This window comes from Allobosea sp., assembly GCF_051860145.1.
In the GTDB taxonomy this organism is placed as follows: domain Bacteria; phylum Pseudomonadota; class Alphaproteobacteria; order Rhizobiales; family Beijerinckiaceae; genus Allobosea.
The window spans coordinates 80,199-98,845 of the sequence record NZ_JBHYEM010000004.1; the positions used below are offsets into that span (position 1 = coordinate 80,199).

Consider the following 18,647-nt stretch of genomic DNA (forward strand, 5'->3'; position numbering starts at 1 on the left):
CCCTTGGAGCTGCCCATGTCCGATTCCCTTACCGCCACGGCGGATCCCGACCTCGTCGCCGATGTCGAGACCCGTAGCGATGCGGCCTGGCCCGCCGTCTTCTCGCTCGCCATGGGCGTGTTCGCTCTGGTCAGCGCGGAATTCCTGCCCGCCAGCGTCCTGACCTCGATCGCCGCCGACCTCTCGATCAGCGTCGGGGCCGCGGGGCAAACCGTTACGATGACGTCGCTCGTCGGCGTCATCGCCGCCATTTTCACGCCGATCGTCACCAGCCGTTTCGATCGGCGCCTGGTGCTGTGGGCGTTGATATCGCTTCTGGCGCTGTCGAGCATCATCACGGCCCTGGCCAATGGTTTCGCGATGCTGCTGGCGGCGCGCTTCCTGCTGGGCCTCAGCCTCGGCGGCTTCTGGTCGATGGCGCCGGCGCTGTCACTGCGACTCGTGCCGGTGCAGGCCGTGCCGCGGGCGCTGGCGATCATCTCGGCCGGCGTCTCGGCTGCCTTCATCGGCGGAGGACCGCTCGGGGCCTATCTCGACGCCCTGATCGGCTGGCGGATGGTGTTTGCGCTTTCGGCCGGGCTCGCCGGCGTCGCCCTGCTGGCGCTCATGACGACGATGCCGCCCTTGCCGTCGCAGACGGCGCCGAAGCTGGGCACGCTGGCGGTGCTCCTCTCGCGGCCGAGTGTGCGCCTGATGCTGATCTCCATCCTCGTCATCATTTCGGGGCAGTTCACGGGCTTCACCTATATCCGGCCGTTTCTCGAACAGGTTCCGCAGCTGGGTGTCACGGCGATCACCTCCGTTCTGCTCGGCTACGGCGTCGGCAACGTCATCGGCAACTTCGCGGGCGGCGCGGTCGCGGCGCGGGGCGTCAAGCTCGCCATCGTCTCATTCGCGCTGGCGATCGCTGCCCTGGCGCTGGGCATGATCCTGTTCGGAGCGTCGCCGATCGTATCGGGGGTTGCCGTGGCGCTCTGGGGTTTCGCATTCGGCTTCGCGCCGGTCGGTTTCCAGAGCTGGATGGTGCGGACGGCGGCCGATCACGCCGAAGCGGCGAGCGGGCTCGTGACCGCCGCGTTCCTGGTCGCGATCGCCAGCGGTGCGGTCCTCGGCGGCCTGCTGGTCGATCATGTCGGAGGTTGGGCGCCGATCGGCTACATGGCGGCGGCTACGTTCGCGGGCGCTGCGCTGGTGTTCGTCGCAGGCAAGGAGCCGCCGCGTCCCTGACCTGCGGTCTGCATGATCGATGGCGACGGTCGCGTGATCGTCGCCATCACTTTTCTTCAAGACAGGCCCGAGCGCTTTCGCGATATGCTTCCGCCATGGATTTGATCAGCCAGGGCGACGCGTTGCTGGAGATGCCGCTCCAGGCGGGCGAGCATGCCCGCCTGTTCACGGCTGCGCGCTTCGCCGGGCTCGAATGCCTCGCGGCGAGGTTCTCGACCCACACCTATTCGCCGCACGCCCACGAGACCTATGCGATCGGCACGATCCTGTCGGGCTGCGAGGTCTGGCATGCGCGCGGCCGCAAGCTTTTCGCCCGCACCGGCGATCTCGTCTTCAACCATCCGCTCGATGTCCATGACGGCGCGCCGAGCGAGGGCGGCTATCGCTACCGGATGACCTATCCGACGATCGAGCTGATGCGCGAGGTCGCGGCCTCGCTCACCGGCCGCGACGATGTCGGCACGCCGTTCTTCCGCGAGCCGACGGTGCAGGATCCGGAGGGCTCGGCGCTGTTCAGCGCCGCGCATCGGGCGCTGGAGGAGGGTGGCGATGCGCTCGCCGGCGAGGAAGGTCTGCTGCGCGCCTATGCCTATTGTCTCGGACGCCATGCCGACCTCTCGGTCCGTCCGGTCGGGCGCGAGCGCGGACCGATCGCCGAGACCCGCGAATTGCTCGAAGAGCGCTATGACGAGGATCTGTCGCTGGCGGAGATGGCGCGTCGTTCCGGTCTGCCGCGCCATCACCTGATCCGCGCCTTCCGTCGCGAGACCGGGCTGACGCCGCATGCCTATCTCGTCGATATCCGCGTCCGCCGGGCGCGCGACCGGCTGCGGAACGGCGAGACACCGGGGGAGGTCGCGGCGGCGACTGGCTTCTGCGACCAGGCGCATCTGACCCGGGCCTTCAAGGCGCGGCTCGGCGTCACGCCCGGCGCCTTCCGCGCCGCCCATCGCGGCTGAACGGAGCGTCCATGCGCGCGATCGAGGATGCCCGTCTCGGGTTCAGCGACATTTGGCCGGCGCTGCTGGCGGCCATACCGATCGGCATGCTCTTCGGCGCGCTCGCCGCCGGCAAGGGGCTCTCGCCGCTCGAGACCTTCCTGATGAGCGTCCTCGTCTTCGCCGGCGGCGCACAGTTCGCCGCGATCGAGCTCTGGGCGCAGCCGGCGCCGGTCTGGACGATCGTGTTCTCGACCTTGCTGATCAATGCCCGCCATATCCTGATGAGCGCCTCGCTGGCGCCGAAGCTCACCGGCTTCGGTCCCGGGCAGAAGCTGGCGGCGCTCTACTACATGGCCGATGAGAACTGGGCGCTCGCCGAGAAGCGGGCGCGCACGCGGCGCCTTTCGCTCGCCTATTGGCTCGGCATGACGGTGCCCTTCGTGCTCGGCTGGCTGACTTCCTCGACGATCGGCGTCACGGTCGGCGCCGCGCTTGGCGACCCGCGCCGGCTCGGGGCCGATTTCGCCTTCACCGCCCTGTTCATCGCGCTGGTCGCGGCCTTCTGGAAAGGACGCGTCACCGCCTGGACGGTCGCCGCCGCCGGCATCGCCTCGGCCTTGACCTATAAGATTGCCGGCCCGCCCTGGCATGTCGCGGCCGGCGCGATCTGCGGGCTCCTTGCAGCCTGGCTCGCGGCCGGGGACGAACAGCAGCCGGCGACCGAGGGCGCGCAGCCATGACGCTCGACCCGACCAATCTCGTCGCCATCCTGGGCATGGCGATCGTGACCTATTTCACCCGCATCGCGGGCCTCGCGCTCGCGGGGCGGCTCGATCTCTCGCCGCGGGCGCAGGCCGCCTTCGACGCGATCCCGCCTGCCGTGCTGATCGCGGTGATCGCGCCGAGCGCGCTGGCGACCGGCTGGGCCGAGACGGGCGCGGCGGCGATCGCGGCGCTGGCGGCGACGCGGCTGCCGCTGCTGGCGGTGGTGGCGGTCGGGGTCGTCGCGGTGGTGGCGCTGCGGGCGGTGCTGTGAACCCTTCTCCCCTCGGGGGAGAAGGTGGCCCGGCGAAGCCGGGTCGGATGAGGGAAGTCTGGCGCTATCCTTCCCTCATCCGCCTCGCTGCGCTCGGCACCTTCTCCCCCGAGGGGAGAAGGGAGGCGCACGGCTTTCACAACGGCAAACAGGCCCGCTCCAGCCATGTCTTCACCTCACCCTCGACGAGCGGGGCGAGATTGCTCCAGACCTGGGCGTGATAGGCGTTGATCCAGGCGATCTCGCCGTCGTCGAGCAGGGACAGGTCGATCAGCGCGCGCTCATAGGGCGCCCAGGTGATGGTCTCGAAGCCGTAGATCGTGCGGTCGCCGCCGGGGATGACCCGCTTCTCGACCACGATCAGGTTCTCGATGCGGATGCCGTATTCGCCCTCCTTGTAGTAGCCGGGCTCGTTGGAGAGGATCATGCCGGGCTCGAGCGGCGTGGTGCCGAGCTTGGAGAGCCGCTGCGGCCCCTCATGCACCGAGAGATAGCTGCCGACGCCATGGCCGGTGCCGTGGTCGAAATCGAGCCCGGCCTGCCAGAGCGGCAGGCGCGCCAGCGCATCGAGCTGCGCGCCCGAGGTGCCCTTGACGAAGACGACGCGCGAGATCGCGAGATGGCCCTTGAGGACGCGGGTATAGCGGTCGCGCATTTCCGGCGTCGGCTCGCCGATCGCGATCGTGCGGGTGATGTCGGTGGTGCCGTCCTCGTATTGCGCGCCTGAATCGACCAGGAAGATGCCGGGCTCCAGCCGGCGGTTGCTGGCCTCGCTGACGCGGTAATGCGGCAGGGCGGCATTGGGGCCGGCGCCGGCGATGGTGGTGAAGGAGACGTCCTTGAGCAGGCCGGTCTTCAGCCGCTCGTTCTCCAGCGCCGCGACCGCGTCGATCTCGGTCAGCTTGCCCTTCGGCGCCTCGCGCGCCAGCCATGACAGATAGCGCGCGACCGCGGCGCCGTCGCGGATATGGGCGTCGCGCGCGCCCTTGAGCTCGGTCTCGTTCTTGCGCGCCTTCATCAGCGCGATTGGATCGGCGCCGGCATCGGGCGTGCCGCCGGCATCGCGGATGAGTGTCGCCAGTGCGGAAGCAGCGGTGCTCGCATCGAGCCGGACCCTGGCCTTGGCGGCGCCGAGCGCGGCGAGCTGCTTCTCGAGAGCGGCGGGCGGCGCGATCTCGCCGACCGCACCGATGGCGTCGCCCGCCTCGTTGGTGACCTTCTCGGGCGCGAGGAACACCGTCGGGCGACCTTCACGCGGCACGATGCCGTAGCCGAGCGGCAGCGGCGTGTGCTCGACGTCGCCGCCGCGGATATTGAAGGTCCAGGCCAGCGCATGCGGATCGGAGATCACCAGCGCATCGACCTTGGCCTTGACCAGCGCCTCCTGGATGCGGGCGAGCTTGCTGGCGGTGTCCTCGCCGGCATGGTCGGCGCGATGCGCCTTCACGGCGGCGGTGGGCGGGGCAGGGCGATCGCTCCAGAGCGCGTCGATCGGATTTGGCGCGACGGTGACCAGCGTGCCACCGGCGCTCGCGACCGCCTTCTCGAGCCTGGCGACGCCGTCGACCGTGTGCAGCCAGGGATCGTAGCCGAGCCGCGCGCCTTCGGGCAGGTTGGCCTCGATCCATTTGTCGAGCGGCGACTCCTCCATCTTCACCGGCGTGACGACGGCGGTGTCGGTCTGCTCGGCCGACTGGATGGTGTAGCGGCCATCGACGATGAGCACGGCCTTGTCGGGGAGGATCACCGCGTTGCCGGCCGAGCCGGTGAAGCCGGTGAGCCAGGCGAGACGCGCCATATGGGCCGGCACATATTCGCCCTGGTGCTCGTCGGCGCGCGGCACGATGAAGCCGTCGAGTCCCTGCGCTGCAAGGGCCTTGCGCAAGGCTGCGACGCGGGGCGCGACCTGGGCGGGATCGCTCGGTTCGGAGAAGGACTGGAAGCGGCAGGTCGGCAGGGCGGGCACAGGCGATTCGGTCATGGCGGGTCCGGATTGGCGATTTCAGGCATCGTCGCGCCTGGGCGGACGGAAGACCAGCGCAAAAGCAGCATTTGGCCCTGCTTTTGCTGTAGGCGGCGGGGGCTGCGGATTTGGGCGTTCTGCCTTTTTGCTATGCGAACAGCGCAATTCTTAACGAAATCCGGGCGAACCCATGCAAATGGCGCATATCTCGCATCTGCGAAATCATCTTCTCGCAAGTGCGAAGACGTACCACTTTGGGAGCATAAGAGAACGAGGAAGCGACCGGGACTGTCCTTCGTTTATCTGAGGAGATGGACCTGTGACCTATGTACTGAATTCGACCGCGAGCGTGGCGCCCGCCAAGTCGATCAACACCTCCAAGTCGATGAACACCGCCGGCCTGACCTTCTGGCAGCGCCTCTATGTCGCGATGATCGAGAGCCGCCGCCGCTCCGCGATCCGCGAGCTTCGGGCCCGCTCCTACCTCGTCAACGAGGCGGAGATCGTGCTCGGCGGCTTCCCGCAGACGGCGCAAAGCCAGGATGCGGCGCTTCCCTTCAACCGCTGATTTCAACGCCGCGCCCGCTTGGGCCGCGCCGCGTCACCCAAAGGACAAGACCATGATCGCCATCATCAAGCATGCCATCGAATGGGTCGTCGATGCGGCCCGCTTCACCTCCGCCGTCTGGCACGACGCCCGCGCCATGCAGGCCGAAGCCCAGCAGAAGTACGGCCATATCGACTTCTGAGCGAAGGCTCGAAGCGAGACACGCGCCTTCGGGCGCGCTGCTGGCCTAGTAGGGGCGGCGCGGTCTTGGGGCCGCGCCGCCCTTTTTCATGACCAGGGTGGCCCAGCCCTCGCGCAGCGTCCGGCGGGCCAGATAAAGACCCTGATGCCGGTAGGTCGAGACGATGCCGGCGACATCCATCGCCAGCAGGCCCGACAGGATCACCGTGCCGTCCGGCGCGAGCACGCGGGCGATGGCGGGCGCAAGGCGCCGGAGCGGCCCGGCCAGGATATTGGCGAAGACGAGGTCGAAATGGCCCGGGCGGTCCGCCTTGGCATGGCGCAGGCCGGGCGCGACATAGAGATCGAGCGCGCGCGGCGCGTGATTGACCCGCGCATTATGCGCTGCAACCTCGACCGCCGTCAGGTCGATGTCGCCGGCGACGACCCGCTGCCGGGTCTGCTTGGCCAAGGCCAGTGCCAGAATGCCGGTGCCGGTGCCGACATCGAGCGCGAATTGCGGCCGGCGCTGCTTCAGTTCGGCGTCGAGCGCGAGCAGGCAGCCGGCCGTGGTGCCGTGATGGCCGGTGCCGAATGCGAGCGCCGCCTCGATCTCGATGGCGACGTCGTTGACGCGCACGGTCTCGCGGTCATGAGCGCCATGGACGAGGACGCGCCCCGCCCGCACCGGCTGCAGCCCCTCGAGGCTGGCCGCGACCCAGTCCTTCTGGTTGACCGAGGTGAAGGGCGTCGAATCCACCACCGCACCGACGATCGGGCGCAGCATGTCGCGCACCGCCGCCTCGTCCGGATGGGTGGCGAAATAGATCTCGACCTTCCAGGGCGCGTTCAGCGAGAGCGTGGTGACGCCGTCCTCGATCTCGAAGGCGGAAATGGCCGTCTCGGTCGGGTCGAAGACCTCGCCCAGGAGTTCGGTCAGCGCGCGCGCCTTGTCGCCGCTGGTCGAGAGTTCGAGGACGGTCGCGACCGTCGCGGGGAGGAGGCCTTCGCGCATGGCGGGGGCTTAGCAGGGGCAGGGGCGGATGTCATTCATTGTCAGGGGGCTTGGCCAGACGGGCTTGGCAAGCCGGCGGCGCGGCCTAAGCTGTCGCGCAACCTGGGTTGGAGACGCCCCAATGCTCTCGCATGTCACGATCGGCGCGAATGATTTCGAGCGCTCCTTCCGCTTCTACTCCACCCTGTTCGAGGCGCTCGGCCACCGCCAGCGCTTCCTCGACCCAGGAAAACTGGCCGGATGGCAGCATCAGGACGGCGGGAGGCCGTTCCTCTTCCTGACCACGCCGTTCGACGGTCAGCCGGCGAGCGTGGGCAACGGCCAGATGATCGCGCTCCTCGCCGACGACCGGGCGACGGTCGACCGCGCCCATGCCGCAGCGCTGGCAAATGGCGGGAACTGCGAAGGGCCGCCGGGCCTGAGGCCGCATTACCATCCCAACTATTACGGCGCCTATTTCCGCGACCCGGAGGGCAACAAGCTCTGCATCTGCTGCCACGGGGCGGAATAGGCGCCGCAACTAACCCGTCATTGCGAGGAGCGTAGCGACGAAGCAATCCAGGGGACGTCGAGCGAACCTTCCTGGATTGCTTCACTGCGCTCGCAATGACGATAAGGTTCAGCCGTGCTGCGCGTTCAGCTGGGCGAAGACCGCGGCGATCTGGCCGTTCTCGGCGGCGAAGCGCAGCGGCTTGCAGCGCTCGACGATGATCTCGCCCGATTCCGGCTGGCTTTCGAGCAGCGACATCACCTCGGCGGTGAACTCAGCCAGCGGCATGGCGAGCGGATCGACCGCCTGCTGCGGGCCGAGCAGTTCGGTCTGGACGTAAGGAGGCGCGATCTCGATGACCTCGACCGAGGTCTTCTTGAGCTGTTCGCGCAGCCCCATCGACCAGGAATGGATCGCCGCCTTGCTGGCGCTGTAGGTCGGCGTCGTCGCCAGCGGCACGAAGGCGAGGCCGGAGGAGACGGTCAGGATCGCCGAGCGCGGCTGCGCCAGCAGATGCGGCAGCAGGGCGGCGGTGAGCCGGATCGGTCCGAGCAGGTTGGTCGCGACGGTCTCCTCGGCGGTCGTGAGGAAGTCGCCGGCCGCGATCGTCTCGCTGCGCATGATGCCGGCATTGTGGATGACGACGTTGAGCGCCGGGAAGGCCTCGACGGCGTGCCGCGCGAAGGCGGTGACATCGTCCTTGTCCTGGATGTCGAGCAGGAGCGCTTCCATGCCCGGATTGGCGCTCGTCACCTCGTCGAGCAGCGTCTCGCGCCGGCCGGCGATGACGACCTGGTTGCCGGCGTTGTGGAAGGCCTCGGCCAGCGCCCGGCCGATGCCGGAGCCGCCGCCGGTGATGAGGATGGTGTTGCCGGTGATGTTCATCGCAAGTCCCTTTCCTGGTTGCGATCCATCAGCTGGCATCGATACTCTTCATCGGAAAGAAGGCGCTTGAAAGTTCGATACGCACCAAAAGGAGAGTGTCAGATGCATGCGATCCGCGAGGCCATGGCGGTGATGCACAAGCGCAGCGAGGAGATCCCGCCGGTCTCGCCCGCGGTCGAGTCGCTGGTGCGCCAGGTCATCGCGCAGGTGGCCGATAAATGGACGATGCTGGTGCTGGAGGCGCTGGAGGAGCGCGGCACCCTGCGCTTCACGGAGGTCGGACGCGTCGTCGGCGGCATCAGCCAGAAGATGCTGACCAAGACGCTGCGCGAGATGGAGCGCGACGGGCTGGTGGTCCGCACGGTTCACCCGGTCATTCCGCCACATGTCGACTACACGCTCACCGAGCTCGGGCGCGAGCTGAGCGCCGCCTTCTGCGGCGTCTGGACCTGGGCCGAGACCTACTATGCCGAGGTCTCGGCGGCGCGGCGGGCATTCAGGGAACGGGAGGAGGGGTAGCGGCGCCGGCCGCTCTCCCGAACGCTTCGGCTCATGCGGCGGCTGTCCTCGCCTTTTTGCGCAGGTAGATGATCTGCACGATCAATCCGATCACGAGCGCGGCGAGAATGCCACCCTGGACAGCGAGAAGGAGTGGGGATCCCAAGTCGGTCACAAGCGGATGGCCGTCCGGAACACGGCGCAGGATCTCCGTCGCGGTCGGCAGCATGAGCAGGAATGCCGTCACGCTGAGGGCCATCGTCTCGACATAAGTCGCCGCCGTCCGGGAGACGGGCAAGCGGCCGACGGAATAGCCCACGGCGAGAAGCAGGAGCGTCAGCGCGCCGATGCCGTGGCTCACGGGCTGATGCCCGACGAGAAAAACCGTGGCAGCGCCGATCACCATAGAGACCAGATAGATGGTGCCGACATGCGAGCGCGGCAGGATCCGGCCATGGACCGCGAACATATATGCCGCTGCCGGAATGGCGGGGAGGCTGCCCAGCGTATGCACCCAGCCAAGCGGAGAAATGCCAAACATCAGGAATGCCCTTTCATCGAGCGGTTGAGGGCGCTGCAACGGAGCAGCACCGGATCATCGGGTCGGTTTAAATCTATCTACTAGTTGGTAGGTGCCTATGCGATGCTTTTACCCTTCGGAGTGAGCAGCGCTCTAGTGCCGGACCGCGAGGCGTTCCAGGAGCGGCTGGGTGATGACGCCAAAAATCTTGGGATCGCCATAGGCGCGAGCCGAGAGCATCGCGCCGTGGACGCTGGCCATGAAAGCTTCCGCTTCGGCCTTGGCCGTGCCGGTGAAATGCAGGCCGCCCTGCCGTGCCCCGCGTTCGAGAACAGAGGTCAGCCAGGCGGAGAGCGTCCTGAAATGAGCGCGTACCTCCAGGATGACCTCCTCGGGAAGCACCGGGATCTGGCTCGCCAGGAGCGCGCAGACGCAGAACGGGGCGCTGGCGTCGGCGATGCAGGCTTCCCAATAGCCCAAATAGGCGCGCAATTGCTCGGTAGGATCAGCGAGCTGGCGCTCCAGATCTGCAATTCCTGCTTGGGCCTCTTCGCGATATCGCGCAACGAGCGTGCGAACGAGCCCGGACTTGCTCGGAAAGTGATGGTGAATGCTCGCGTTCCGAATGCCGACCACCTTGGCGATGTCGGCATAGCTGAACCCGTTATAGCCCCCCTCGATCAACAGCGAGCGAGCGCAATCCAGGATTTCATCATATGTCGTTGCGGGGCCGGCCATGCTCCTTTCTATCTACTAGTAGGTAGGCCGTCAAGGCGTGGCAACGACGGCGGAGCTTTCACCCCGCCTTCTGAACGAACGAGTCCAACACCATCTTCCGCCCGGCCTTGTCGAAATCGACGGTCAGCTTGTTGCCGTCGACGCTGGCGACCGAGCCGGGGCCGAACTTGATATGGAAGACGCGGGCCCCGGTGTCGAAGGCCGAGGCGCCAGTCGATTTCGCGGTGAGCTCGCCCTCGATCAGCAGCGGGCCGCGCTGGCGGCCTGACCCGAAGCCGGATTGGCCGAAGCCGCGGCCGCTCTCTGAAAAGCCGGAGCCGCCGCCCGACTTGGCCCGGTTCTCCTGGGCGCGCTGCCAGCCCGGCGTGTTGTAGCTCGAGCCAAAACTTTCCATGCGGTCGAAGCGCGAGGCGCCGTAGCCGCCCTGGCTATAGGTCGAGGGCGCCTGGACGACCTCGACATGCTCCTCCGGCAACTCGTCGATGAAGCGGCTTGGCAGGCTCGATTGCCAGAGGCCGTGGATGCGCCGGTTCGAGGCGAAATAGAGCTTCAGGCGCTTGCGCGCGCGGGTCAGGCCGACATGGGCGAGGCGGCGCTCCTCCTCCAGCCCGGCGCGGCCGTTCTCGTCGAGGGCGCGCTGGTTGGGGAACAGGCCTTCCTCCCAGCCGGGCAGGAAGACGGTGTCGAATTCCAGCCCCTTGGCGGCGTGCAGCGTCATGATCGAGACACGCTCCGCGCTCTCGCCGGAATCGGCATCCATCACCAGGGAGACGTGCTCCAGGAAGGCGGGCAGGTCCGGGAACTCGTCGAGTGAGCGGACCAGCTCCTTGAGGTTCTCGAGCCGGCCGGCGGCATCGGCCGAGCGGTCCTTCTGCCACATCTCGGTATAGCCGCTCTCCTCCAGCACGAGCTCGGCGAGCTCGCCCTGTTTCATGTGCTCGGCGCGTCCCGTCCAGCGTGCGAAGGCCTCGACCAGCTCGCGCAAGGTCGTACGGGCCTTGGGCTTGAGCTCCTCGGTCTCGACAACGGCGCGGGCCGATTGCAGCAGCGAGAGGCCGGTCAGGCGGGCATGGTTGTGCAGGAGCTGGACCGTGGCGTCGCCGAGGCCGCGCTTGGGCACGTTGACGATGCGCTCGAAGGCGAGGTCGTCGGTCTGGCTGACGACGCAGCGCAAATAGGCCATGGCGTCGCGGATCTCGGCGCGCTCGTAGAAGCGCGGGCCGCCGATGACGCGATAGGGCACGCCGACATGAACGAAGCGCTCCTCGATCTCGCGCATCTGCGCCGAGATGCGCACGAGAATGGCGATCTCGGCGAGGTTTTCGCCCTTGCTCTGCATGGACTCGACTTCGTCGCTGATCAGCCTCGCCTCCTCCTGGCTGTCCCAGGAACCGGTGATGCTGACCTTCTCGCCGGGCTCGTCCTCGGTGCGCAGCGTCTTGCCGAGCCTTCCCTCGTTGCGGGCGATCAGCTTCGAGGCGGTGGCGAGGATATGGCCGGTCGAGCGGTAGTTGCGCTCGAGCCGGATCACGGTCGCGCCCGGAAAATCGTGCTCGAAGCGCAGGATGTTGTCGACCTCGGCGCCGCGCCAGCCATAGATCGACTGGTCATCGTCGCCGACGCAGGCGATGTTGCGGCGCCCCTGGGCGAGAAGCCGCAGCCAAAGATACTGGGCGGTGTTGGTGTCCTGATACTCGTCGACCAGGATGTAGCGGAAGCGCTCGTGATAGCTCGCCAGCACATCGGCGTGCTCGCGAAACAGCGTCAGGCAGTGCAGCAGGAGATCGCCGAAATCGACGGCGTTCAGCGTCTTCAGGCGGTCCTGATAGGCGGCATAGAGCGCGCCGCCCTTGCCGTTGGCGAAGACGGCGGCCTCGCCCGGCGGTACGTCCTTGGGCGCCAGGCCGCGATTCTTCCACGAGTCGATGAAGCCGGCGAGCATCCGGCCGGGCCAGCGCTTCTCGTCGATATCGGCGGCGGTGATCACCTGCTTCATCAGGCGGATCTGGTCGTCGGTGTCGAGGATGGTGAAATCCGAGCGCAGGTCGAGCAGCTCGGCATGGCGGCGCAGGATTTTTGCCGAGATCGAGTGGAAGGTCCCGAGCCAGGGCATGCCCTCGGCGACAGGGCCGACGAGGTTTGCGACGCGTTCCTTCATCTCGCGCGCCGCCTTGTTGGTGAAGGTCACCGACAGGATCTGCGAGGGATAGGCGCGGTTGGTCGCGATCAGATGGGCGATCCGGGTGGTCAGCACCCGGGTCTTGCCGGTGCCGGCGCCGGCCAGCACCAAGACCGGGCCGTCCGTGGCCTCGACGGCCTTCCGCTGTTCCGGGTTCAGCCCGGCGAGATAGCCGGCCGCCGGCTGCGCGGCGGCGCGCGAGGCGAGGCCGCCGGGGCGGGGCAGGGGAGCGGAGGTGGAATAGGGGTCGGACAAGATGCGCTCGGTCGTGATTCGTTCTGGCGTCAATATAGGGCGTCGTCCCGGGCATTGCTCGCCCTGTCGTGCCGGCCGGCGATTGCGCTGGGGACGGCACAGGCAGGCCGGAGATGGCGATCCCGGCCCCGCCCGGCCAAAGGAGCTTGATGCGCGAGCCGCCTTGAGGTCATTGCATGATGGCGATCCGCGATCGTTCTGCCGGGGGGAGCAGGCATTTTCATGTCCGTCGACGTCTTCAACCTTGCCGGCCGGCTCGATCCCGGCAGGATCGATCATCTCGTCCTGGCCGGCGGCCTGCCGCGCAGCGGCACGACCTTCGCCGAGGCGGTGGTCGACGCGCATCCCGAGGTGCTGAGCTTCGACGAGTACATGCCGCTGAAATCGTCGGAATTCGCGCATTTCCTGCGCTTCTTCGCCGATCTGACCGCGGCGGAACGCAGGGTCTGGGTCGATGCCGGCGGCAATAACTGGCGCGGCTATTCCGCGGACGAGGAGCGCAGCCGCTTCCTGCGGTTCCTGATCACCAGCTTCGCGGCGACCACTCGCCATGAGCGCATCGCCGCCAAATCGCCGAGCCAGGTCCGTGTGCTGTTCTGCAAGACGCCGAGCTGCGAGGTGCCGCTGACGGTGCTGGCCGATGCGCTGGCGCGCTCGCCCGGCGGCGGGCTGCCGCTGCGCTATGTCCATTGCGTGCGGGAGCCGCTCGCCTGCGCGCGCTCGAACTGGGACATGCCCTGGGTGCCGGAGATGCCGCTCCGGACATGGGTCGCCGGGTTCGCGAACATGCTCGGCGCCTCACTCGCGGGATATCGCGCGATCGTTGCCGCTGGCATTCCGGCGCATGTCCTGCGCAGCGACCGGCTTTGGCAGGAGAGCTCGCGCCCCGGCGAACTGGCGATGCTGGCGGATTTCCTCGGCATCGCGCCGACCGGCCGTCAGGCGGAGATCGCGGCCGGTGCCCGGGTCGATCCCTGGCCGCCGGAGCGGCGCCGCCAACCCGCCGAGGCCTTCGACGAGGAGATCGCCCGGCTGTTCGACGAGCAGCCGGCGGTGATCGCCTGGCGCGAGGCGTTCGGCTTCCCGGTTGGGAGCGGTTGCATCCCGGCCTAGTTCGATCGCCACTGGGCGCCTATCTTTCGTCTCGAAGATCGATCCGGGGCCGAAGCGGAGACGCCAGCATGACAGCCGCAGATCCTGCCGCCGCCACGGACGAGGTCCTCAACCAGGTCCCGCCTCTGGCCGATTACGACGCCTTCGCCTGCGATCCGGTCCTGCCAGCAGCCGTGGCGGCCTTCGGGGCCGGCTGGGCGAGCGAGCGGCTGCACGAGGCGGGGCGGGTGGTGGCTTCGACGCATGTGCAGGAGCTGGCGCGGCTCGCCAACCGGTTCACGCCGGAACTCAGGACGCATGACCGCTTCGGCAATCGCATCGACGAGATCGCCTTCCACCCGGCCTGGCACGAGCTGATGGGGCTCGCGATCGGCCAGGAGACGCATGCGCTCGCCTGGAACCGGCCCGGTCCCGGCGCGCAGGTGGCGCGGGCCGCCCTGCAATATCTCTGGTACGGGACTGAGAGCGGCATCTGCTGCCCGATCAGCATGACCTATGCGGCGATCCCGATCCTGAAGAGCGACCCGGCGCGCTGGGCCGACTGGGGCGGCCTGATCAGCTCGAACCGCTACGATCCGCGCCAGATCGCGGCCGGGGCCAAGACCGGCGCGACCGTCGGCACGGCGATGACCGAGAAGCAGGGCGGCTCGGACCTGCGCCAGACCCAAACGGTCGCGCATGCCAATGGCGACGGCACCTGGTCCCTGACCGGGCATAAATGGTTCTTCTCCGTGCCGCATTCCGACGTGTTCCTGACCCTGGCGCGCACGGCCGAGGGCATATCCTGCTTCGTCGTGCCGGGCTGGCTGCCCGACGGCTCGCGCAACGGCGTCGCGATCCAGCGCCTCAAGGACAAATGCGGCAACCGCTCCAATGCTTCCTCCGAGGTCGAGTTTCGTGGAGCGATCGGCCATATGATCGGCGAGCCCGGCCGCGGCCTGCGCACCGGACTTGCGATGAACCAGGGGTCGCGGCTCGACATCGCCGCCGCCTCGGCCGGGCTGATGCGGCAGGCGGTGGCGCAGGCGGCGCATCACGCGCAGCATCGGCGCGCCTTCCAGAAGGCGCTGATCGACCAGCCGATCATGCAGAACGTGCTCGCCGATCTTACGATCGAGGCCGAGGCCGCGACATGGCTGGCGCTCCGGCTGTTCGCCGCGCTCGATCGCCAGGGAGAGAGCGAGAGCGAAAGGCTGCTCGCCCGGATCGGCGCGCCGATCGCGAAATATTGGGTGGCGAAGCGGGCGCCGGCCGTGGTGGTCGAGGCGCTGGAATGCATCGGCGGCAACGGCTTCATCGAGGAGCACCCGATGGCGCGGCTCTACCGGGAGGCGCCGCTCAACAGCATCTGGGAGGGCTCGGGCAACGTCATTTGCCTCGACCTGCTGCGCTCGCTGGCGCGGGAGCCCGATTCACTCGACGCGCTGCGCGACGAGCTGCGCGCCGCGAGCGGGGCGGATCGACGTTACGATGCCCGGCTTGCGGCGCTCGACGCCGAGCTCGGCGATCTCAGCCGCAACGAGGGGCAGGCGCGCCGGCTGGTCGAGCAACTCGCGCTGATGCTCCAGGCCTCGCTGCTGCTGCGCCATGCGCCGGCTAATGTCGCCGACGCCTTCATCGCGAGCCGGCTGGAGGGCGGCTGGTCGGGCCATTTCGGCGCCTTGCCGGCCTCGGCCGACGCGGCTGCGCTGGCGCGACGGGCCGTGCCGTTGCCGAGCTAGTGCGCCGTCATTGCGAGGAGCGTAGCGACGACGCAATCCAGGGGCGGCAGAGCGAGCCCTCCTGGATTGCTTCGCTGCGCTCGCAATGACGGAGCGCTATTCGGTCAGATTGCGGCACGTGCAAAAAGCGCCTGCGCCTCACGAATGAGCGCCGCCGGCCTCATTGCCCCAGAGTTCGTTCAGCCGCCGGTCGCGGCCGCAGCCGGTCCGGTAGATTTTGTACCGGATCGGGTTCTTCTTGTAATAATCCTGGTGGTAGTCCTCAGCCGGATAGAAGGTCGTCTGGGCGACGATCTCGGTCGTGATCGGCTGCTTGAAGCGCTTGGCGACCTCGGTCTTCGACGCCTCCGCGAGTTCGCGTTCCTTCTCCGACCCGTAATAGATGCCGGCGCGGTACTGGCTGCCATGGTCGCAGAACTGGCCGTTCGCGGTCACCGGGTCGTGATTGCGCCAGAAGACATGGAGCAGCTTCTCGTAGCTGACCTTGGCCGGGTCGTAGACGATCCTCATCGCCTCGGTATGGCCGGTCTTGCCGGCCGAGACCTGCTGATAGGTCGGGTCGGGCGTCTGGCCTGAGGTATAGCCCGAGGTGGTCGAGATCACGCCGGGCAGGGCGTCGAAAGGGGGCTCCATGCACCAGAAGCAGCCGCCGGCGAAGATCGCGACAGCCGTCTTTGCGCCGCCGGGCTGGGCGGGCTGCTGCGCCAGGCTCGCGCCCGTCAGCGCCAGCGTTGCCGCCAGCCCGAGCCCGGCGAGAAAGCCGCGCCGGGTCACGACCGGGTCTCCGCCTCGCCGGCGGGCTCGAAATCCATCGCCACGCCGTTGATGCAATAGCGCAGGCCGGTGGGCGGGGGGCCGTCGGGGAAGACATGGCCGAGATGGCCGCCGCAATTGGCGCAGTGGGCCTCGACCCGGCGCATGCCGAAGCTGTGGTCCTCGCTCGTCTCGACCGCGCCTTCGAGCGGCTGGTCGAAGCTCGGCCAGCCGGTGCCGCTCTCGAATTTCTTGCCCGACTTGAACAGTTTCTGGCCGCAGCCGGCGCAGGAGAAGGTGCCGGCGCGCTTCTCGTAGTTCAGCGCGCAGGAGCCGGCCCGCTCTGTGCCATGGCCACGCAGGACCTGGTACTGCTCCGGCGTCAGGCGCTCGCGCCACTGCGCGTCGGAGAGCTTGAACGGGAAGTCACTCTGGTTGCTGGTCGCGCGGCCGAACAATTCGCTGAGGCCCATTTCGGCTCTCCCTTCGTTTCGCTCGCCCCAATATGGGGATGATCGCGCCCCGCGTCAGCCCGGTATCCGTGCACGGATAATCACGAGCCCGTGGCGCATCGCGCGGCGGGCCGGCGGCGCGTCACCCAACCGTCACGCGACTCCTCTAGTCGGCTCGCCATCGCAACTGGCCGCGCGGGGAGCAACAGATGCAGACGGCGCGCACGGTCCGGCGGGAAACCACCCTGGGGCTGACCTCCGCGGTCCATCGCAGCAAGGCGCTCTCAAAGGCCGGCCTGCTCGAGCGGATGTTCACCCTGGCCTTTTCGGGGCTGGTCTATCCGCAGATCTGGGAGGACCCGGTCGTCGACATGGCGGCGCTGGACTTACGCCCCGACGATCATGTCGTGGCGATCGCGTCGGGCTCCTGCAATATCCTGTCCTATCTCACCGCGGCCCCCGCGCGGGTCAGCGCGGTCGATCTCAACGGCGCGCATATCGCGCTGGGCAAGCTCAAGCTCGCGGCGCTGGCCACCCTGACGCGGCATGAGGATTTCCTGCGCTTCTTCGGCCAGGCGCAGTCGCGCGACAATGTCGAGCTTTACGATCGCCTGATCGCGCCGCGGCTCGACCCGACCTCGCGCAGCTATTGGGAGGGGCGCAACCTGAGCGGTCGGCGGCGCATCGAGCTCTTCGCCCGGAACTTTTACCGTTATGGGCTGCTCGGCCGCTTCATCGGCGCGGGTCATCTGCTCGGGCGGGTGCTCGGCTGCGACCCGCGCGTGATGCTGAAGGCGCGCGACATGGCGGAGCAGCGCGCGCTGTTCGAGCGGCATCTGGCGCCCGTCTTCGAGAAGAGGCTGGTGCGCTGGCTGATCCGCCAGCCGGCCTCGCTCTACGGGCTCGGCATTCCTCCGGCCCAGTACAAGGCGCTCGCTGCCGACAGCGACGACGGCATCAAGGCCGTGCTGCATCACCGGCTGGAGCGGCTGGCCTGCGGCTTCGACCTGAAACAGAACTATTTCGCGCGCCAGGCTTTCGGGCGCGGCTACGCGGCCGGGCCGGACGCCTCCGTGCCGCCCTATCTGGAGCGAGGCCATTTCGAGACCGTGCGCGAGCGGGCCGGGCGCGTCAGCTACCATCAGAGCGCGATCACGGCCTATCTCGCCAGCCTGCCGGCCGAGAGCTGCGACGCCTATGTGCTGCTCGACGCGCAGGACTGGATGAACGACGCCGACCTCACGGCTTTATGGACGCAGATCACCCGCACGGCCCGGCCGGGCGCGCGCGTGATCTTCCGCACCGCCGCCGACGAGCGCCTGCTGCCGGGCCGCGTGCCGGCGACGATCCTCGATCGGTGGCGCTTTGAGGCGGCGCGCAGCCGCATGCTCGGCGATCAGGATCGCTCCTCGATCTACGGAGCCTTCCACCTCTACGTCCTGCCCGGAGCGCCCGCGTGAGCGCGATGGCGCCCGGGGGCGAGGCCGCCGGCCTGATGGACCGGATGTACCGGCACCAGCGCCATGTCTACGACGCCAGCCGCAAGTTCTATCTGCTCGGCCGGGACGAACTCATCGCCGGGCTCGACCCGCCTCGTGGCGGCGCCGTCCTGGAGATCGGCTGCGGCACCGGGCGCAACCTGATCAAGCTCGCCCGGGCCTATCCCGGCGCCGCCTGCTACGGCCTCGACGTATCGGAGGAGATGCTGGCGACCGCAAGGCGGAACGCGGCGCGCGCCGGGCTTTCCGGCCGGATTCGGCTCGAGCAGGCCGATGCGACCGATTTCGACGCCGGGACGCTGTTCGGCCGCGCGGGGTTCGAGCGGATCGTGATCTCCTACGCGCTGTCGATGATCCCGCCCTGGCAAGGCGTCGTGGCGCAGGCGCTGCGGACGCTGGCGCCGGGCGGCTCGCTGCATATCGTCGATTTCGGCGACCAGGCCGGATTGCCGGCTCCCTTCAGGGCGGTGCTCAACCGCTGGCTCGCCCTGTTCCATGTCACGCCGCGAGGGGAGCTCGAGGCGGTGCTGGATGGGCTTGCGCGAGCCGAAGGTGCCCAGGGCCGCACGACCCGGCTCTATCGCGGGTATGCCGTCCATGCGGTGGCGACACGGCCGGCGGACTGAGCGCCCGGC

At 68.3% G+C, this 18,647-nt stretch carries 20 protein-coding genes; 12 read left to right on the forward strand and 8 right to left on the reverse strand.

Going from position 1 to position 18,647, the window contains the following annotated elements:
* Positions 1–15: 15 nt before the first annotated feature.
* The 4 genes from ACTIF2_RS08265 (at position 16) to ACTIF2_RS08280 (ending at position 3,204) form a co-directional block, all read left to right on the forward strand.
* Positions 16–1,227: an MFS transporter gene (locus ACTIF2_RS08265; protein WP_439496577.1), complete on the forward strand. Its 1,212-nt coding sequence runs from the start codon at positions 16–18 to the stop codon at positions 1,225–1,227.
* Positions 1,228–1,322: 95 nt separating this feature from the next.
* On the forward strand, positions 1,323–2,186 hold the full coding sequence (locus ACTIF2_RS08270; protein ID WP_439496578.1) for an AraC family ligand binding domain-containing protein: 864 nt from the start codon (positions 1,323–1,325) through the stop codon (positions 2,184–2,186).
* A gap of 11 nt (positions 2,187–2,197) precedes the next feature.
* Positions 2,198–2,908: an AzlC family ABC transporter permease gene (locus ACTIF2_RS08275; protein ID WP_439496579.1), complete on the forward strand. Its 711-nt coding sequence runs from the start codon at positions 2,198–2,200 to the stop codon at positions 2,906–2,908.
* Positions 2,905–3,204: an AzlD family protein gene (locus tag ACTIF2_RS08280; RefSeq protein WP_439496580.1), complete on the forward strand. Its 300-nt coding sequence runs from the start codon at positions 2,905–2,907 to the stop codon at positions 3,202–3,204. The genes ACTIF2_RS08275 and ACTIF2_RS08280 overlap by 4 nt, the downstream gene beginning before the upstream one ends.
* A gap of 136 nt (positions 3,205–3,340) precedes the next feature.
* Here ACTIF2_RS08280 and ACTIF2_RS08285 read toward each other — a convergent pair whose 3' ends face one another.
* Entirely contained in the window at positions 3,341–5,185 is a 1,845-nt protein-coding gene (locus tag ACTIF2_RS08285; RefSeq protein WP_439496581.1) for an aminopeptidase P family protein, read from the reverse strand.
* A 301-nt stretch (positions 5,186–5,486) separates the two neighbouring features.
* Between ACTIF2_RS08285 and ACTIF2_RS08290 the strand changes: the two genes are divergently transcribed.
* Positions 5,487–5,735: a hypothetical protein gene (locus ACTIF2_RS08290; RefSeq protein WP_439496582.1), complete on the forward strand. Its 249-nt coding sequence runs from the start codon at positions 5,487–5,489 to the stop codon at positions 5,733–5,735.
* Positions 5,736–5,787: 52 nt separating this feature from the next.
* Positions 5,788–5,916 (forward strand): hypothetical protein, encoded by a 129-nt coding sequence (locus ACTIF2_RS08295; protein ID WP_439496583.1) that lies wholly within the window; start codon positions 5,788–5,790, stop codon positions 5,914–5,916.
* Positions 5,917–5,961: 45 nt separating this feature from the next.
* Here ACTIF2_RS08295 and ACTIF2_RS08300 read toward each other — a convergent pair whose 3' ends face one another.
* On the reverse strand, positions 5,962–6,909 hold the full coding sequence (locus tag ACTIF2_RS08300) for a 50S ribosomal protein L11 methyltransferase (RefSeq protein ID WP_439496584.1): 948 nt from the start codon (positions 6,907–6,909) through the stop codon (positions 5,962–5,964).
* A gap of 121 nt (positions 6,910–7,030) precedes the next feature.
* Here ACTIF2_RS08300 and ACTIF2_RS08305 point away from each other — a divergent pair, with 121 nt between their 5' ends.
* Entirely contained in the window at positions 7,031–7,420 is a 390-nt protein-coding gene (locus ACTIF2_RS08305) for a VOC family protein (RefSeq protein WP_439496585.1), read from the forward strand.
* A 108-nt stretch (positions 7,421–7,528) separates the two neighbouring features.
* On the opposite strand, the gene ACTIF2_RS08310 is transcribed toward ACTIF2_RS08305, so the two are convergent.
* Positions 7,529–8,284 (reverse strand): SDR family oxidoreductase, encoded by a 756-nt coding sequence (locus ACTIF2_RS08310; RefSeq protein WP_439496586.1) that lies wholly within the window; start codon positions 8,282–8,284, stop codon positions 7,529–7,531.
* A gap of 123 nt (positions 8,285–8,407) precedes the next feature.
* Here ACTIF2_RS08310 and ACTIF2_RS08315 point away from each other — a divergent pair, with 123 nt between their 5' ends.
* Positions 8,408–8,803, forward strand: coding sequence for a winged helix-turn-helix transcriptional regulator (locus tag ACTIF2_RS08315; protein WP_439496917.1), 396 nt, complete (start codon positions 8,408–8,410; stop codon positions 8,801–8,803).
* Positions 8,804–8,834: 31 nt separating this feature from the next.
* Here ACTIF2_RS08315 and ACTIF2_RS08320 read toward each other — a convergent pair whose 3' ends face one another.
* The 3 genes from ACTIF2_RS08320 to ACTIF2_RS08330 form a co-directional block, all read right to left on the reverse strand.
* Positions 8,835–9,323 (reverse strand): hypothetical protein, encoded by a 489-nt coding sequence (locus ACTIF2_RS08320; protein WP_439496587.1) that lies wholly within the window; start codon positions 9,321–9,323, stop codon positions 8,835–8,837.
* A 132-nt stretch (positions 9,324–9,455) separates the two neighbouring features.
* Complete coding sequence (locus tag ACTIF2_RS08325) at positions 9,456–10,040, reverse strand: TetR/AcrR family transcriptional regulator (protein WP_439496588.1); 585 nt, start codon at positions 10,038–10,040, stop codon at positions 9,456–9,458.
* A 58-nt stretch (positions 10,041–10,098) separates the two neighbouring features.
* Positions 10,099–12,477 (reverse strand): ATP-dependent helicase, encoded by a 2,379-nt coding sequence (locus ACTIF2_RS08330; protein WP_439496918.1) that lies wholly within the window; start codon positions 12,475–12,477, stop codon positions 10,099–10,101.
* 219 nt (positions 12,478–12,696) lie between these two features.
* Here ACTIF2_RS08330 and ACTIF2_RS08335 point away from each other — a divergent pair, with 219 nt between their 5' ends.
* Positions 12,697–13,587 carry a sulfotransferase gene (locus ACTIF2_RS08335; RefSeq protein ID WP_439496589.1) on the forward strand — a complete coding sequence of 297 codons (891 nt, stop codon included), beginning with the start codon at positions 12,697–12,699 and terminating at the stop codon, positions 13,585–13,587.
* A gap of 68 nt (positions 13,588–13,655) precedes the next feature.
* A complete protein-coding gene (locus ACTIF2_RS08340) occupies positions 13,656–15,308 on the forward strand; it encodes an acyl-CoA dehydrogenase family protein (RefSeq protein WP_439496590.1) in 1,653 nt (550 codons plus the stop codon).
* A 138-nt stretch (positions 15,309–15,446) separates the two neighbouring features.
* On the opposite strand, the gene msrA is transcribed toward ACTIF2_RS08340, so the two are convergent.
* Entirely contained in the window at positions 15,447–16,082 is a 636-nt protein-coding gene (gene msrA, locus ACTIF2_RS08345) for a peptide-methionine (S)-S-oxide reductase MsrA (RefSeq protein ID WP_439496591.1), read from the reverse strand.
* Positions 16,079–16,534, reverse strand: a complete 456-nt coding sequence (msrB, locus tag ACTIF2_RS08350; protein WP_439496592.1) for a peptide-methionine (R)-S-oxide reductase MsrB — start codon at positions 16,532–16,534, stop codon at positions 16,079–16,081. Before msrB ends, msrA begins: the two co-directional genes overlap by 4 nt.
* A gap of 188 nt (positions 16,535–16,722) precedes the next feature.
* On the opposite strand from msrB, the gene ACTIF2_RS08355 reads away from it, so the two are divergent.
* Both ACTIF2_RS08355 and ACTIF2_RS08360 read left to right on the forward strand, forming a co-directional pair.
* A complete protein-coding gene (locus tag ACTIF2_RS08355) occupies positions 16,723–17,973 on the forward strand; it encodes a BtaA family protein (protein WP_439496593.1) in 1,251 nt (416 codons plus the stop codon).
* A gap of 5 nt (positions 17,974–17,978) precedes the next feature.
* Positions 17,979–18,638, forward strand: coding sequence for a class I SAM-dependent methyltransferase (locus tag ACTIF2_RS08360; protein WP_439496919.1), 660 nt, complete (start codon positions 17,979–17,981; stop codon positions 18,636–18,638).
* Positions 18,639–18,647: the final 9 nt, after the last annotated feature.